This is a genomic window from Burkholderia sp. L-4, assembly GCF_056856535.1.
The window spans coordinates 539,114-553,431 of record NZ_JBXEOX010000001.1; the positions used below are offsets into that span (position 1 = coordinate 539,114).

Annotated in this window: 13 protein-coding genes; 7 read left to right on the forward strand and 6 right to left on the reverse strand. The window is 68.0% G+C overall.

Annotated elements, in window-relative coordinates; translation table 11 throughout:
* Window positions 1–90: 90 nt before the first annotated feature.
* Window positions 91–1,008, reverse strand: a complete 918-nt coding sequence (gene gcvA / locus AC1VVG_RS02580) for a transcriptional regulator GcvA (RefSeq protein WP_226230009.1) — start codon at window positions 1,006–1,008, stop codon at window positions 91–93.
* Window positions 1,009–1,201: 193 nt separating this feature from the next.
* Between gcvA and AC1VVG_RS02585 the strand changes: the two genes are divergently transcribed.
* The 3 genes from AC1VVG_RS02585 (at window position 1,202) to gabP (ending at window position 4,644) form a co-directional block, all read left to right on the forward strand.
* On the forward strand, window positions 1,202–2,467 hold the full coding sequence (locus tag AC1VVG_RS02585; RefSeq protein ID WP_482835232.1) for an MFS transporter: 1,266 nt from the start codon (window positions 1,202–1,204) through the stop codon (window positions 2,465–2,467).
* Between the two features lie 81 nt (window positions 2,468–2,548).
* Window positions 2,549–2,884 (forward strand): MmcQ/YjbR family DNA-binding protein, encoded by a 336-nt coding sequence (locus AC1VVG_RS02590; RefSeq protein WP_034187490.1) that lies wholly within the window; start codon window positions 2,549–2,551, stop codon window positions 2,882–2,884.
* A gap of 368 nt (window positions 2,885–3,252) precedes the next feature.
* A complete protein-coding gene (gene gabP / locus AC1VVG_RS02595; protein WP_069705991.1) occupies window positions 3,253–4,644 on the forward strand; it encodes a GABA permease in 1,392 nt (463 codons plus the stop codon).
* A gap of 165 nt (window positions 4,645–4,809) precedes the next feature.
* Here the strand turns inward: gabP and ychF are convergent, their stop codons facing one another.
* Window positions 4,810–5,904, reverse strand: coding sequence for a redox-regulated ATPase YchF (gene ychF, locus AC1VVG_RS02600; protein ID WP_034187488.1), 1,095 nt, complete (start codon window positions 5,902–5,904; stop codon window positions 4,810–4,812).
* A 247-nt stretch (window positions 5,905–6,151) separates the two neighbouring features.
* Between ychF and AC1VVG_RS02605 the strand changes: the two genes are divergently transcribed.
* The 4 genes from AC1VVG_RS02605 (at window position 6,152) to AC1VVG_RS02620 (ending at window position 10,798) form a co-directional block, all read left to right on the forward strand.
* Window positions 6,152–7,330 carry a UbiH/UbiF family hydroxylase gene (locus AC1VVG_RS02605; RefSeq protein ID WP_034187487.1) on the forward strand — a complete coding sequence of 393 codons (1,179 nt, stop codon included), beginning with the start codon at window positions 6,152–6,154 and terminating at the stop codon, window positions 7,328–7,330.
* Between the two features lie 90 nt (window positions 7,331–7,420).
* Window positions 7,421–8,149, forward strand: coding sequence for a DsbC family protein (locus AC1VVG_RS02610; protein ID WP_034187486.1), 729 nt, complete (start codon window positions 7,421–7,423; stop codon window positions 8,147–8,149).
* Between the two features lie 105 nt (window positions 8,150–8,254).
* Window positions 8,255–10,054, forward strand: coding sequence for a M61 family metallopeptidase (locus AC1VVG_RS02615; protein WP_482835233.1), 1,800 nt, complete (start codon window positions 8,255–8,257; stop codon window positions 10,052–10,054).
* A gap of 147 nt (window positions 10,055–10,201) precedes the next feature.
* Window positions 10,202–10,798, forward strand: coding sequence for an FMN-dependent NADH-azoreductase (locus AC1VVG_RS02620; protein ID WP_034187484.1), 597 nt, complete (start codon window positions 10,202–10,204; stop codon window positions 10,796–10,798).
* 120 nt (window positions 10,799–10,918) lie between these two features.
* Here AC1VVG_RS02620 and AC1VVG_RS02625 read toward each other — a convergent pair whose 3' ends face one another.
* Genes AC1VVG_RS02625 through trpD form a run of 4 tightly spaced genes read right to left on the reverse strand, consistent with a single transcriptional unit; the run spans window position 10,919 to window position 14,310 of the window.
* Window positions 10,919–11,824: a uracil-DNA glycosylase gene (locus tag AC1VVG_RS02625; protein ID WP_069705989.1), complete on the reverse strand. Its 906-nt coding sequence runs from the start codon at window positions 11,822–11,824 to the stop codon at window positions 10,919–10,921.
* Between the two features lie 13 nt (window positions 11,825–11,837).
* Entirely contained in the window at window positions 11,838–12,464 is a 627-nt protein-coding gene (locus tag AC1VVG_RS02630; RefSeq protein WP_069705988.1) for a CYTH domain-containing protein, read from the reverse strand.
* Window positions 12,464–13,249, reverse strand: coding sequence for an indole-3-glycerol phosphate synthase TrpC (trpC, locus tag AC1VVG_RS02635; RefSeq protein ID WP_034187481.1), 786 nt, complete (start codon window positions 13,247–13,249; stop codon window positions 12,464–12,466). The genes AC1VVG_RS02630 and trpC overlap by 1 nt, the downstream gene beginning before the upstream one ends.
* Window positions 13,250–13,278: 29 nt before the next feature.
* Complete coding sequence (gene trpD / locus AC1VVG_RS02640) at window positions 13,279–14,310, reverse strand: anthranilate phosphoribosyltransferase (protein ID WP_027788472.1); 1,032 nt, start codon at window positions 14,308–14,310, stop codon at window positions 13,279–13,281.
* Window positions 14,311–14,318 lie beyond the last annotated feature (8 nt).

The window sequence follows — 14,318 nt, forward strand, 5'->3', positions numbered from 1 at the left end:
TTTGTTGTTATCGATGTCGGGCGGATCGCCCGCGCCGCATGTTAACGGATCGGCGCCCGACCGGTGCCGGCGCCGCGCGGCGGCGCGACGCTACGCCGCGCCGGACATCGACGCCGCGCCGTCCGCCTGTGCGGCCTCGAGAATCCAGCGGCGGAACGCGGCGACCTTCGGCCGCTCGGCGTGATGCGGCGGATAGACGAGGTAGTACGCGAAATCGTCGAGCCAGGCGACCTCAGCAAGCTGCACGAGTCGCCCGCTCGCCAGCGCTCCGCGCACCATCGCGGCCGGCAGCAGCCCGGCGCCCTGGCCGGCGACGATCGCCTGCAGCAGCAGGCCCGAGTCGTCGAACGCGGGGCCGCGCGGCGGCCCGAAATCGTCGATCCGCTGCGCGCCGAACCAGATGTGCCAGCCCTTGCGCTCGGCGTCGTGCAGGTGCGGCCAGCCGACGAGGTCGGCCGGCGTCGCCGGCCTGCCGAGCCGCGCGACGAGTTCGGGCGACGCGAGCGCGACGATCTCCACCGTCAGCAGGCGCTCGCTGCACAGCCCGATGTAGCGCCCGAGGCCGTGACGGATCGCGACATCGACGCCGTCGCGCGAGAAATCCGCGAGCGCGTGGCTCGTGACGACCTGCAGGTCGACGTCCGGGCACGCGTGCCGGAACTGCGCGAGGCGCGGGACGAGCCATGCGGACGCGAAGAACGGCGTGACGCTCACCGTCAGCACGCCGCTGTCGGCGGCGCCCGACACGCGCTGCGACGCGTCGGCGATCTGCCGGAACGCGTTGCGCACGGGCGGCAGGTAGTCGCGGCCGGCGGCCGTCAGCAGGATGCCGCGGTTCACGCGCTCGAACAGCTGCACGCCGAGGTGCGCCTCGAGCGTGCGGATCATCTGGCTCACCGCGCCGGGCGTGACCGACAGCTCTTCGGCGGCCGACTTCACCGACAGGTGGCGGGCGGCAGCTTCGAAGGCGCGCAGGGCGTTGAGTGGCGGCAGGCGGGAACGATTCATTCAGTTTTTCTAAAGCGAAAGGCCGACGAAATATCGTTTGAGGCCGCGTGTATGCGCGAGTACCGTTGATGTATCGGATCACACGTTGCGTGGCCGCGTTTCGGTAGCGGATGCGATCAACATAGTTCATCTATATCCATGAGGCAATCCGGGCGCTGCCCGGCGGCCGGTGGAACCTGAGAGGAGCATCGTCATGAACCGCCCGGGCGCACCGCGCCTCTTCTACGGCTGGTACGTGGTCGCGGCCGCGTTCGCCGTCACGTTGGTCGGGTTCGGCAGCGCGTATACGTTCAGCGCGTTCGTCGAGTCGCTGCAGCGGGATTTCGCCGCGTCGCGCGGGCAGATTTCGCTCGTGTTCTCGCTCGCCGGCTTCCTGTATTTCGGTTTCGGCATCGTCAGCGGGCCGCTGGCCGATCGCTTCGGCTCGCGGCGGCTCGCCGTCGCCGGGATGTTGCTGACCGGCGCGGGGCTCGCGGCGGCCGGCGCGGCGCACACGCTGCTGCAGGTCTATGTCGCGTACGGGCTCGGGGTCGGACTCGGCGTCGGCTGCGCGTACGTGCCGGCCGTCGGTGCCGTGCAGCGCTGGTTCGTGCGCCGGCGCGGCTTCGCGTCGGGGCTCGCGGTCGCGGGGATCGGCGTCGGCACGCTCGTGATGCCGCCGCTCGCGTCCGCGCTGATCGCGCATGCCGGCTGGCGCGGCGCGTATTTCACGCTCGCCGTGATCGCGGTCGTGCTGGGCGCAGGCATGTCGCTGCTGATCGAGAACGATCCGCGCGGGCGCGGACTGCTGCCCGATGGCGATGCGGCCGACGATGACGGCCGGCATGCCGGTGCCGCCTCGGCCCGTGTGAAGGTGCAGGTCGGGGCGACCGTGCGCGAAGCCGTCACGTCGCGGCCGTTCGCGAGCCTCTACGCGGCATGCCTCGTGTGCTCGTTCGGCGTGTTCGTCCCGTTCGTTCACCTCGTGCCGTACGCGCTCGATCACGGCGTCGCGCCGCCCACGGCCGTGCTGCTGCTCGGGGCGATCGGCGTCGGCAGCACGGCCGGGCGCTTCTTCCTCGGCGGCCTGGCCGACCGCTTCGGCCGCCGCGCATCGCTGCTGGCGATGTTCGCCGGCATGGCCGTGGCGCTCGTCGCATGGGCGGGGGCAGGCACCGTCGCGACGCTCGCCACGTTCGCGCTCGTGTTCGGCGTGTTTTATGGCGGCTGGGTCGCCGTGCTGCCGGCGGTCGTGATGGACTATTTCGGCGGGCGCAACGTGAGCGCGATCATCGGCATCCTGTACACGAGCGTCGCGTTCGGCACGCTGATCGGCCCGGCCGCCGCCGGCTTCATCTTCGACGCGGGCGGCGGCTATCTCGTGCCGATCCTCGCGAGCGCCGCCGCGAATGCGATCGCGTTCGCGATCGTCGCGACGACCGGACGGGCGCCGGCGGCCGCGCGCGCAACCGGCGGATAGGCGCATCCGGCTGGGCGCGCCGCGCGATTTCCGGTAGCGTGGCCGGACCGGCAACCATCGGCCAACGGTCAGGGAGGCATCGTGACATTCGACGACGTCCGGCAGATCGCGCTCGCGTGGCGCGGTGTCGAGGAGGGCACGTCGTACGGCACGCCCGCACTCAAGGTGAAGGGCAGGATGCTCGCGCGGCTGCGCGAGGACGGCGACACGCTTGTCGTGAAGGGTGTCGGCCCCGACGAGCGCGCCTGGCTGATCGAATCGGAACCCGACGTGTATTACGTGACCGATCACTATGCCGGCTGGCCGATCGTGCTGGTCCGCTTGTCGGTCGCGCATCCCGACGCCGTGAAAAACCTGCTTCTGCGGGAATGGCACGCGATCGTCCCGGCCAGGTGGCGGGACGAAGCGGCGCACTGACTGCGCGGAATCCGGCGCCACGCCGGATCAAGCGTTGCATCGGTTCGCATCGATGCAACGAGTGGTTCCATCGAAATTCTTCAATTGGTTCTTAGTGACGAACCGTTTGATGCTTACACTCCTTCGCTTCGAAGGCGGCTGACGACAGCCGATGGAAAGGGCGCACGCGATGCGCCGGCGCCTGGCGCGCTGCATCGCACCCGCAGCTTCGCAGACTGCGCGGGCGCACCGACCCGAACGGCTCCATCCGGCCTCACGCCCCGCGTGCGACGCACGCACGGCCGCAGCCGGAATCAAGAACGACAACGCCCCGCGCCGCCTTCACGCGACACCCGGTCATACCGGAACCGTTTTTTGGAGAGAGACAGATGAGTGGAAGCAACACGGGCCTCGGCACGGGCCTGAAGCAGCGTCACGTGACGATGATGTCGATTGCCGGTGTCATCGGCGCGGGCTTGTTCGTCGGCTCCGGCCACGCGATCGCGGAAGCCGGTCCGGCATCGATCCTCGCGTATGCGATCGCGGGCGTGCTGGTCGTGCTGGTGATGCGCATGCTCGGCGAAATGGCCGTCGCGCATCCGGACAGCGGGTCGTTCTCGACCTATGCCGATCGGGCGATCGGCCATTGGGCCGGCTTCACGATCGGCTGGCTGTACTGGTGGTTCTGGGTGCTCGTGATCCCGATCGAGGCGACGGCCGCCGCGACCATCCTCAACGCCTGGTTCCCGGGCGTCGCGACGTGGATCTTCGCGCTCGGCATCACGCTGCTGCTTACCCTCACCAACCTTTTCTCCGTCAAGAACTACGGCGAATTCGAATTCTGGTTCGCGCTGATCAAGGTCGTCGCGATCGTCGTGTTCCTGGGCATCGGCGGCGCGGCGATCGTCGGAATCATCCCGGCGCCCGCCGTATCGGGCGTGTCGAACCTGTTCGCGCACCACGGCTTCATGCCGAACGGCGCCGGCGCGGTGCTGGCGGCGATGCTGACGACGATGTTCTCGTTCCTCGGCACCGAGATCGTGACGATCGCGGCCGCCGAATCGGACAACCCGCAACGCCAGATCGTGCGCGCGACCAACTCGGTCATCTGGCGCATCACGCTGTTCTATCTCGGCTCGATCCTGATCGTCGCGGCCATCGTGCCGTGGAACGACCCGCTGCTGCCGAAGCACGGCTCGTATCAGCGCGCGATGGAACTGATCGGCGTCCCGAACGCGAAAGCGATCATCGACGTGATCGTGCTCGTGTCGGTCGCCAGTTGCCTGAATTCGGCGCTGTACACCGCGTCGCGGATGCTGTTCTCGCTGTCGAAGCGCAAGGACGCGCCGGCGTTCCTGCATCGCACCGATTCGACCGGCACGCCGCGCGCGGCCGTGCTCGCGTCGACCGCCTTCGGCTTCGTGACCGTGATCGCGAACTACCTGATGCCGGAGCAGGTGTTCGGCTTCCTGCTCGCGACGTCGGGCGCGATCGCGCTGCTCGTGTATCTGGTGATCGCGATCTCGCAACTGCGGATGCGCAAGACGCTCGAATCGACCGGCGCCGACCTGACGCTGCGCATGTGGCTGTTCCCGTGGCTCACGTGGGCGGTGATCCTGTTCATCTGCGGCACGCTGACCGTGATGTTCGTCAGCGAGGAGCATCGGATGGAAGTGGGGGCGACGGCCGTGCTGGCGTTGATCGTGCTGCTGGCGTCGTGGCTGAACAAGCGTGGGCGCGATGCGCAGGCGAGCGCGGGGCGGCGGGTGTCGGCGACCTGATGTCACGACGAAGCGGCGGCGGACGCACGGCGTTCGCCGCTGGCTGGCGGAACGTCCCGCAATGAAAATGGCCCGACGGCGCTTGCCGTCGGGCCATTCGTTTTTCGTGCCGGGCACGTGTTGCGCGATGCCGCGTGATTCACACGGCATCGGTCGATGCAACGCTCAGACGTTGAACAGGAAGTTCATCACGTCGCCGTCGTGCACGACATATTCCTTCCCTTCTGCGCGCATCTTGCCGGCTTCCTTCGCACCCTGTTCACCCTTGTACGCGATGAAGTCGTCGAACGCGATCGTCTGCGCGCGGATGAAGCCGCGCTCGAAGTCGGTGTGGATCACACCGGCTGCCTGCGGCGCCGTGTCGCCGATATGGATCGTCCACGCGCGCACTTCCTTCACGCCCGCGGTGAAGTAGGTCTGCAGGCCGAGCAGCTTGAAGCCCGCGCGGATCACGCGGTCGAGGCCCGGTTCTTCCATGCCCATGTCGGCGAGGAACGCTTCCTTGTCCGCATCGTCGAGATCGGCGATTTCCGCTTCGATCGCCGCGCACACGGCAACCACCGGCGCATTCTCGCTTTCCGCGTACTTGCGCACCGCCTCGAGGTGCGGGTTGTTCTCGAAGCCGTCGTCCTTCACGTTGGCGACGTACATCGCCGGCTTCGCGGTGATCAGGCAGAACGGCTTGAGCAGCGCCGCTTCGTCGTCCGACAGCGCGAGGCCGCGCACGGCCTTGCCCTGGTCGAGCTGCGCGCGCACTTTCTCGAGCACCGCGACGAGCTTCGCCGCTTCCTTGTCGTTGCCCGACTTCGCGGCCTTCGAATAGCGCGTGAGCGCCTTCTCGACGGTGCCGAGGTCGGCCAGCGCGAGTTCGGTGTTGATCACTTCGATATCGTCGATCGGGCTGACCTTGCCGGCGACGTGAATGACGTTCTCGTCCTCGAAGCAGCGCACGACGTGCGTGATCGCGTCGGTTTCGCGGATGTTCGCGAGGAACTGGTTGCCGAGGCCTTCACCCTTGCTCGCGCCCGCGACGAGGCCCGCGATGTCGACGAATTCGACGACGGCCGGCACGACACGCTCCGGCTTGACGATCTCGGAGAGCGCCTTCAGGCGCGTATCGGGCACTTCGACGATGCCGACGTTCGGTTCGATCGTGCAGAACGGGTAGTTCTCGGCGGCGATGCCGGCCTTGGTCAGCGCATTGAACAGGGTGGACTTGCCGACGTTGGGCAAGCCGACGATGCCGCATTTGAGACTCATGGAATCCTTCGGACGGGTAAGGCGGCGCGGCCGGACAGGGCACGGCGGCGCGGGAAAAAAAGGGCGGCCGGCGCGTGGAGCGCGGCGGGCCGACGGTCAAAGACGCTATTGTACCGTGCCGACGCCCCGGATTCCGGGGTTGCGCCGAACGGCCGATGCGACGGGCCGCCCCGCCGCATCGGCCGCCAGCGATTCTGCTGATTTCCCGCAAAGTCCGGCCGCGTAAGGGTTTGGCCCCGCGGCTATAATGCCCGCCATGACTGCCCACCACTCCTTCGACGTCGCCGTGGTCGGCGGCGGGCTCGTCGGCAAGACGGCCGCGCTCGCGCTGACCCAGTCCGGCTACAAGACCGCCTTGCTTGCCCAGCCGGCCACGCCGCGCCCCGCCGATCTCGCGTTCGACACCCGCGTCTACGCGCTGTCTTCCAGTTCGCAGGCGCTGCTCGAGCGGCTGCGGGTCTGGCAGGCGCTCGACCACGGCCGGCTCGCGCCCGTCTTCGACATGCGCGTGTACGGCGACGCGCATGCGGAACTGCATTTTTCCGCCTACCAGGCCTCCGTGCCGCAACTTGCATGGATCGCCGAATCGTCGCTGGTCGAGACGTCGCTCGACGCCGCCCTGCGGTTCCAGCCGAACCTCACGTGGTTCGACGCGCGCGCACAGGGCTTCGACGTGCGCGACGACGCGGCCGTGCTCACGCTGTCGTCGGGACAGGTGCTCGAAGCCGATCTGGTCGTCGGCGCCGACGGCGCGCATTCGTGGGTGCGTTCCCAAATGGGGGCCCGGGTCGAACGGCGCGATTACCGGCAGACGGGCGTCGTCGCGAACTTCAAGGCGTCGCTGCCGCACCGCGAGACGGCCTACCAGTGGTTCCACGAGGGCGAGATCGTCGCGCTGCTGCCGCTGCCGGACGGCCACGTGTCGCTCGTGTGGTCCGCGCACACCGCGCATGCCGATGAATTGCTCGCGCTCGACCCCGCGCAGCTCGCGGCCGAGGTCGAGCGCGTGTCGCACGGCCAGGTCGGCACGCTCGAATGCGTGACGCCGGCCGCCGGTTTCCCGCTGGCGCTGCAGACGGTCGACAAGCTGATCGCGCCGCGCGTCGCGCTGGTCGGCGATGCCGCACACCTGATCCACCCGCTCGCCGGGCAGGGGATGAACCTCGGGCTGCGCGACGTCGCGGCGCTCGTCGACGCGATCGCGGGCAAGGAAAGCTTCCGCAACCTCGGCGACACGGTGCTGCTGCGCCGCTACGAGCGTTCGCGCCGCGAGGACATCCGCGCGCTGATGGTCGCGACCGACGGCCTGCAGCGGCTCTTCGCGGTGCCGGGCTCGCTCGCGAAAGCGGTGCGCAATGCGGGCATGGCCTTCGTCGGTGCGCAGCCGCTCGTGAAGCGCTGGCTCGTGTCGGCCGCGCTCGGCTGAACGAACCTTCCGCCGCTTCGCCGGTCGGAGACGGTTCCGTTACGGCGTACACTGTGCCGTGCACACCGATTGAGCTGAAGGAAGATTTCGATGAAAAAAACGATCCGCATCGCGTCGCTGGCGCTGGCCGTCACGATGGCGACGCTTGGCTGCACCGCGCAGGCCGACCAGACCACCGACAAGCTGAAGGCCACGCTGCAAGCCCGTCTCGGCAACGATGCGCCGATCAAGAGCGTGTCGAAATCGCCGGTCGCCGGCCTTTACGAAGTGAACCTCGGCTCGCAGATCATCTATAGCGACGCGGCGGGCGACTACGTGCTGCTCGGCGATCTCGTCGACACCAAGACGCACAAGAACCTGACCGACGCACGCCTGTCCGAAATCAACAAGATCGACTTCGCGAGCCTGCCGTTCGCGAACGCGATCAAGGTCGTCAAGGGCAACGGCGCCCGCAAGATCGCGGTGTTCTCCGATCCGAACTGCCCGTATTGCAAGAAGCTCGAGACGACGCTGCAGTCGGTCGACAACGTCACCGTCTACACGTTCCTGTACCCGGTGCTGTCGCCGGATTCGACCGTGAAGTCGAAGGCGATCTGGTGCGCGACCGACCGTGCGAAGACGTGGGAAGGCTGGATGCTCGACCACCGCACCCCGTCCGGCGCCGGCACCTGCGATACCACCGCGCTCGACAAGAACCTCGCGCTCGGGCGCGGGATGAACGTCACGGGCACGCCGACGATCTTCCTGCCGGACGGCCGCCGCCTGCCGGGCGCGGTCTCGGCCGACCAGCTCAATCAGGCGCTCGCCTCGAGCAAGTAACCGACTACACGCCGGGCACATGGCCCGGCGAGCGAGGGGCGCCCGCATGATCTGCCGGCGCCTCTCTTCGTTTTCGCCGCCGTATTCGACCGACCGATTGCCACGATGACCCAGCCGATCCGCTATTCGATTGTCCCGAAAGATCTTGCCGCGCACCTGTTCGAAGTATCGGTGACGGTCGCCGATCCCGATCCCGAAGGCCAGCGCTTCTCGCTGCCGGTATGGATTCCGGGCAGCTACCTCGTGCGCGAGTTCGCGCGCAACATCGTGACGCTCGGTGCGTTCAACGACGCGGGCCGCAAGGTGCGCATCGCGAAGACCGACAAGCACACGTGGCAGGCCGCGCCCGTGACCGGCGCGCTGACGCTGCGCTACGACGTGTACGCATGGGACCTGTCGGTGCGCTCCGCGTATCTCGACGAATCGGGCGGCTTCTTCAACGCGACGGCCGTGTTCCTGAGCGTCGCCGGCCGCGAGGCCGCGCCGTGCGAGGTCGACATCGCGAAACCGGCCGGCGCGGCGTTCCGCACGTGGCGCGTCGGCACCGTGCTGCCCGAAGCGCGCGGCACGAAGCGCTACGGTTTCGGCGCGTATCGCGCCGCGAACTACGATGAGCTTTCCGACCATCCGGTGACGATCGGCGAATTCGCGCTCGCGACGTTCGACGCGCATGGCGTGCCGCACGACATCGTGATCGCCGGGCGCGTGACGCAGCTCGACATGGAGCGGCTGCGCACCGACCTGAAGCGCGTGTGCGAAGCGCAGATCGCGCTGTTCGAGCCGAAGTCGAAGAAGGCGCCGATGGACCGCTACGTGTTCATGACGCTCGCGGTCAGCGACGGCTACGGCGGCCTCGAGCATCGTGCGTCGACCGCGCTGATCTGCAACCGCACCGACCTGCCGGTGAAGGGGCGGCCGGAAACGACGGAAGGCTATCGCACCTATCTCGGTCTCTGCAGCCACGAGTACTTCCACACGTGGAACGTGAAGCGCATCAAGCCCGCGGCGTTCGTGCCGTACGACCTGACGCGCGAGAACTACACGTCGCTGCTGTGGCTGTTCGAGGGTTTCACGTCGTATTACGACGACCTGATGCTGGTGCGCAGCGGGCTGATGTCGCAGGACGAATATTTCGCGGCACTGGGCCGGACGATCGGCGGTGTGCTGCGCGGCACGGGCCGGCTCAAGCAGAGCGTCGCGGAAAGCTCGTTCGACGCGTGGATCAAGTACTACCGCCAGGACGAGAATGCGACCAACGCGATCGTCAGCTATTACACGAAGGGTTCGCTCGTCGCGCTCGCGTTCGATCTCGCGATCCGCGCGCAGACGCGCAACCGGAAGTCGCTCGACGACGTGATGCGTCTGCTGTGGCAGCGCTACGGCCGCGACTTCTACCGCGGCAAGCAGGCGGGCGTCGAGGAGAACGAAGTCGACGCACTGATCGAGGAAGCGACGGGCGTCGCGCTCGGCCGCCTGTTCACCGATGCCGTGCACGGCACGCGCGACCTGCCGCTCGCCGAGCTGTTCGCGCCGTTCGGTGTGACGCTGGCGCCCGATGTCGCGAACGGCGCGGCCGCGAAGCCGACGATCGGTGCGCGTCTGCGCGGCGGCACGGACTGCACGTTCGCGGCGGTCTACGAAGGCGGTGCCGCGCATCGCGCGGGGCTGTCGGCCGGCGATACGCTGATCGCGGTCGACGGGCTGCGCGTGACGGGCACGAACCTCGATGCGCTGCTCGCGCGCTACCGGCCGGGCGACAAGGTCGAGGTGCACGCATTCCGCCGCGACGAGCTGCGTACCGCGAAACTGAAGCTCGACGGCCCGGAAGTCACGCGCTACCGGCTGACGGCGGCCGCGAAGCCGGTCGCGGTCTCCAGGGCCCGGGAAACCTGGCTGAAGGGGTGAACGTAAGAAGACGGGTATCGGGGCGCGATCACGGATTGTTCTGCTGCTGCAACAATCCGTCGCCCTGAACCCGCTTTTTCACGGTCGTGCGGCCACGCACAATGGCGTCACTCGCGCTACCGAAGCGCAACCCCACCGGAGCCTGACATGACGACCATTCTGCAAATCAATTCCGCTGCGCGTTCGCAAGGTGCGCAATCCACGCTGCTGGCCAACGAACTGACGGCAAAGCTGCAACAATCGAACCCCGGCGCGAAGGTCGTGGTTCGCGACCTGCTGGCCGATGCGCTGCCGCACCTCGACGAATCGGTGCTCGGCGCGTTCTTCACGCCGGCCGACAAGCGCACCGCGGAGCAGAATGCGATCGTCGCGAAGAGCGATGCACTGATCGCCGAGCTGCAAGCCGCCGACGTCATCGTGATCGGCGCCCCGATGTACAACTTCGGCATCTCGTCGCAACTGAAGACGTACTTCGACTGGATCGCCCGTGCCGGCGTCACGTTCCGCTACACCGAGAACGGTCCGGAAGGCCTGATCAAGGGCAAGAAGGTTCACGTCGTGACGGCCCGCGGCGGCAAGTACGCCGGTACGCCGAACGACAGCCAGACGCCGTACCTGCGCACCTTCCTCGGCTTCATCGGCCTGACCGACGTGAGCTTCATCTTCGCCGAAGGCCTGAATCTCGGCCCGGATGCGCAGAGCGCCGCGCTCGCGAGCGCGCGCGAAGCGATCGCCGCCGCGTAAGGAAGGCCGCCGCGGGTGCGACGCACCTGCTGCCTCTGCGTCGCCCGAAAAAAACGCCGCGTTCCCGAAAGGGGCGCGGCGTTTTTGCGTGCTTGCCGGCACGAAGGAACCGGCAGCGCGTCAAGCGAGCGTTTCGGCGACTTCCGGCAGGCGCCAGTCGATCGGCTCGCGGCCCGCATCGACCAGATAATCGTTCGCGAGCGCGAAATGGCGGCAGCCGAGGAAGCCGCGGTGCGCGGATAGCGGCGACGGATGCGGCGCCTCGAGCACGCAATGCGCGCTCGCGTCGAACAGCGCGCGCTTCGCCTGCGCGTGTGCGCCCCACAGCATGAACACGAGCCCGCGATGACGGCCGGCGAGTTCGCGGATCAGCGTGTCCGTGCATTGCTCCCAGCCGCGCTTCGCATGGCTGGCGGCCGCGCCGCGCTCGACCGTCAGCACGGTGTTGAGCAGCAGCACGCCCTGGCGCGCCCATGTGTCGAGACAGCCGTGGCGCGGCGTGTCGTGACCGAAGTTCGCGGCGATTTCCTTGAAGATGTTGCGCAGCGACGGCGGCGTGCGGACGGCCGGCGGCACCGAGAACGCGAGGCCGTGCGCCTGCGGCGTGCCGCGATCGTCGCCATGGTACGGATCCTGGCCGAGGATCACGACTTTCACGTCGTCGGGGCTCGTCAGGCGCAGCGCGCGGAACACGTCGGTCGGGTAGACCGTCTTGCCGGCTGCGCGCTCGTCGTCGACGAAGCGGCACAGCGGCGCGTACGCGTCGCTGTCGGTGAACGGCTTCAGCACGTCGCGCCAGACGGCCGGCAGCGCGTCGAATTGCGCGGCGAGATGCGGAACGTCGGCGGCGGCGGGCTGCGGTGCCGCCGCTGCGGGGGCCGGTGCCGCGGTTTTCTTCGCGGGTTTGCGCCCGGCCGCGGGCGGCTTGGAAGTCGCGGACGGTATATCGGCCGGTGCCGTTTCCGGCACGGGATCGTCGAACAGCGACGCCTGTTGCGGCGCTCGGGAAGTCTTGCGGGTTGCCATGCGTGATGCGTGTTTATTGCGCGCGCAGCCGGTAGCCGCGCTGCGCCTTGCTGATGTTTTCGGGAGCGAGGCCCGGCAGCGCCTGCTGCAGTTCGGCGGCAAGCGTCGAGAGCGCCGCTTCCGGGCCGTCGATCAGTTCGAGTTCGATTTCGCTGATCGGTTCGCGGCGCGTTTCGTGTTCCGCCTGGACGACGATCTCACCGAGGTCCACCGCGGCCTCGACGGTCGCACCGCCGATCGCGACGCGCCACAGCGTACGCGAAAAATCCGTGCGGAACAGCGCATGCAGCGCGCCGGCCGCATTATTCAGCGCGGCGGCCGCTTCCGGCACGTCGCAGGCCGCGACGAGCGCGTCGATCTCGAGCGCGTCGCCGGCGACCGGCAGTTCCCATTCGTGGCGGCGATGCAGGCCGCCTTCCGCACTGCCGACCGTCTTGAAGGTCTGCAGCCAGCCGTGCGGCGTGCGACGCACGCGCACCGCGCTCTTCGAGCGCGCCAGCGCGAGATCGGGTGTGTCGTAGTAGACGTTCGCGAGCGTGACGTCGCGGCCGGGTTCGCCGGTCAGCGTCTCGAAGAAGCGTCGCGCGGCGTCGGCCTGACCGGCCGGCAGCGCGAGCTTGATTTCCTTTTCGATCGCCATCAGAAGAACATCCGCGCGAGTTCCTCGCCCGGCTGCTCGGCGCGCATGAACGCTTCGCCGACGAGGAACGTGTTCACGTTCGCCGCGCGCATCGTGTCGACGTCGGTGCGCGACAGGATGCCCGATTCGGTCACGACGATGCGGTCCGCCGGAATCATGTCGAGCATGTCGAGCGTGGTCTGGATCGACGTCTCGAACGTGCGCAGGTTGCGGTTGTTGATGCCGAGCAGGGGTGTCTTGAGCGTCAGCGCCTGTTCCATCTCGTTGCGGTCGTGCACTTCGACCAGCACCGCGAGGCCGAGCGAGTGCGCATACGCCTCGAGGTCCTGCATCAGCGGCGTATCGAGCGCGGCGGCGATCAGCAGGATCGCGTCGGCGCCCATCGCGCGGGCTTCGACGATCTGGTACGCGTCGACGATGAAGTCCTTGCGCAGCACCGGCAGCGTGCAGGCCGCGCGTGCCTCTTCGAGGTAGCGGACGCCGCCCTGGAAGAATTGCTCGTCGGTCAGCACCGACAGGCACGCGGCGCCGTGCGCCGCATACGAGCGTGCGATGTCGGCCGGCACGAAGTGCTCGCGCAGCACGCCCTTCGACGGGCTGGCCTTCTTGATTTCGGCGATTACCGCGGCGTCGCCGGCCGCGTGCTTCGCACGCAGCGCGCCGACGAAGTCGCGCAGGTCGCGCGCGGAGGCGTCCAGCTTCAGTGCCTCGAGCGGCGTGCTGCGCATGGCCGCCGCGACTTCTTCGCGCTTGACGGCGATGATTCGGTCGAGAATGTCGCTCATGGGGATTCCTGCTTGATTCGTAAGGGGAGTCAGCGCTTGAACTGCTGCGTGAAGCGCACGAGTTCGTCGACTTTCGCGCGCGCCTTGCCGCTCGCGATCGCTTCGCGGGCGAGCTGGATGCCGTCCGCGATCGATTCGGCGACGTTCGCCGCATACAGCGCGGTGCCCGCGTTCAGCGTGACGATCTCGCGCGCGACGCCCGGCTGGTTGTCCAGCGCGCCGAGCAGCATCGTGCGCGACTCGTCGGCATTTTCCACCTTCAGCGTGCGGTTCGACACCATCTGCAGGCCGAAATCCTCCGGATGGATCTCGTATTCGTGCACCTTGCCGTCGCGCAATTCGCCGACGAGCGTCGCGGCGCCGAGCGACACCTCGTCCATCCCGTCCTTGCCGTATACGACGAGCACGTGCTGCGCGCCGAGGCGCTGCATCACGCGCACCTGGATACCGACGAGGTCGGGGTGGAACACGCCCATCAGCTGGTTCGGCGCGCCGGCCGGATTGGTCAGCGGGCCGAGGATGTTGAAGATCGTGCGCACGCCGAGTTCGCGCCGCACGGCAGCGATGTTCTTCATCGCCGGGTGATGGTTCGGCGCGAACATGAAGCCCATGCCCGTTTCGGCGATCGACGCGGCGACCTGCTCCGACTGCAGGTCGATGTTCACGCCGAGCGCCTCGAGCACGTCGGCGCTGCCAGACTTGCTCGACACGCCGCGGTTGCCGTGCTTCGCGACCTTCGCGCCGGCCGCGGCCGTGACGAACATCGACGCGGTCGAGATGTTGAACGTATGCGAGCCGTCGCCGCCGGTGCCGACGATGTCGACGAAGTTCGAGTTGTCCTGCACCTCGACATGGTTCGCGAATTCGCGCATCACGGTCGCGGCGGCGGCGATCTCGCCGATCGTCTCCTTCTTCACGCGCAATCCGGTGATGATCGCCGCGGCCATCACCGGCGACATGTCGCCGCGCATGATGAGCCGCATCAGGTGCAGCATCTCGTCGTGGAAGATTTCGCGGTGCTCGATCGTGCGCTGCAGCGCTTCCTGCGGAGTAATCGTCATCGTGGGGC

What these genes read in the sequence shown, in the direction of transcription:
- AC1VVG_RS02630 (WP_069705988.1), bottom strand. Translation starts at nt 12,464, where the DNA reads ATGGCGATCGAAAAGGAAATCAAGCTCGCGCTGCCGGCCGGTCAGGCC.
- AC1VVG_RS02585 (WP_482835232.1), top strand. Translation starts at nt 1,202, where the DNA reads ATGAACCGCCCGGGCGCACCGCGCCTCTTCTACGGCTGGTACGTGGTC.
- AC1VVG_RS02615 (WP_482835233.1), top strand. Translation starts at nt 8,255, where the DNA reads ATGACCCAGCCGATCCGCTATTCGATTGTCCCGAAAGATCTTGCCGCG.
- gabP (WP_069705991.1), top strand. Translation starts at nt 3,253, where the DNA reads ATGAGTGGAAGCAACACGGGCCTCGGCACGGGCCTGAAGCAGCGTCAC.
- AC1VVG_RS02620 (WP_034187484.1), top strand. Translation starts at nt 10,202, where the DNA reads ATGACGACCATTCTGCAAATCAATTCCGCTGCGCGTTCGCAAGGTGCG.
- AC1VVG_RS02625 (WP_069705989.1), bottom strand. Translation starts at nt 11,824, where the DNA reads ATGGCAACCCGCAAGACTTCCCGAGCGCCGCAACAGGCGTCGCTGTTC.
- AC1VVG_RS02610 (WP_034187486.1), top strand. Translation starts at nt 7,421, where the DNA reads ATGAAAAAAACGATCCGCATCGCGTCGCTGGCGCTGGCCGTCACGATG.
- AC1VVG_RS02605 (WP_034187487.1), top strand. Translation starts at nt 6,152, where the DNA reads ATGCCCGCCATGACTGCCCACCACTCCTTCGACGTCGCCGTGGTCGGC.
- gcvA (WP_226230009.1), bottom strand. Translation starts at nt 1,008, where the DNA reads ATGAATCGTTCCCGCCTGCCGCCACTCAACGCCCTGCGCGCCTTCGAA.
- ychF (WP_034187488.1), bottom strand. Translation starts at nt 5,904, where the DNA reads ATGAGTCTCAAATGCGGCATCGTCGGCTTGCCCAACGTCGGCAAGTCC.
- trpC (WP_034187481.1), bottom strand. Translation starts at nt 13,249, where the DNA reads ATGAGCGACATTCTCGACCGAATCATCGCCGTCAAGCGCGAAGAAGTC.
- trpD (WP_027788472.1), bottom strand. Translation starts at nt 14,310, where the DNA reads ATGACGATTACTCCGCAGGAAGCGCTGCAGCGCACGATCGAGCACCGC.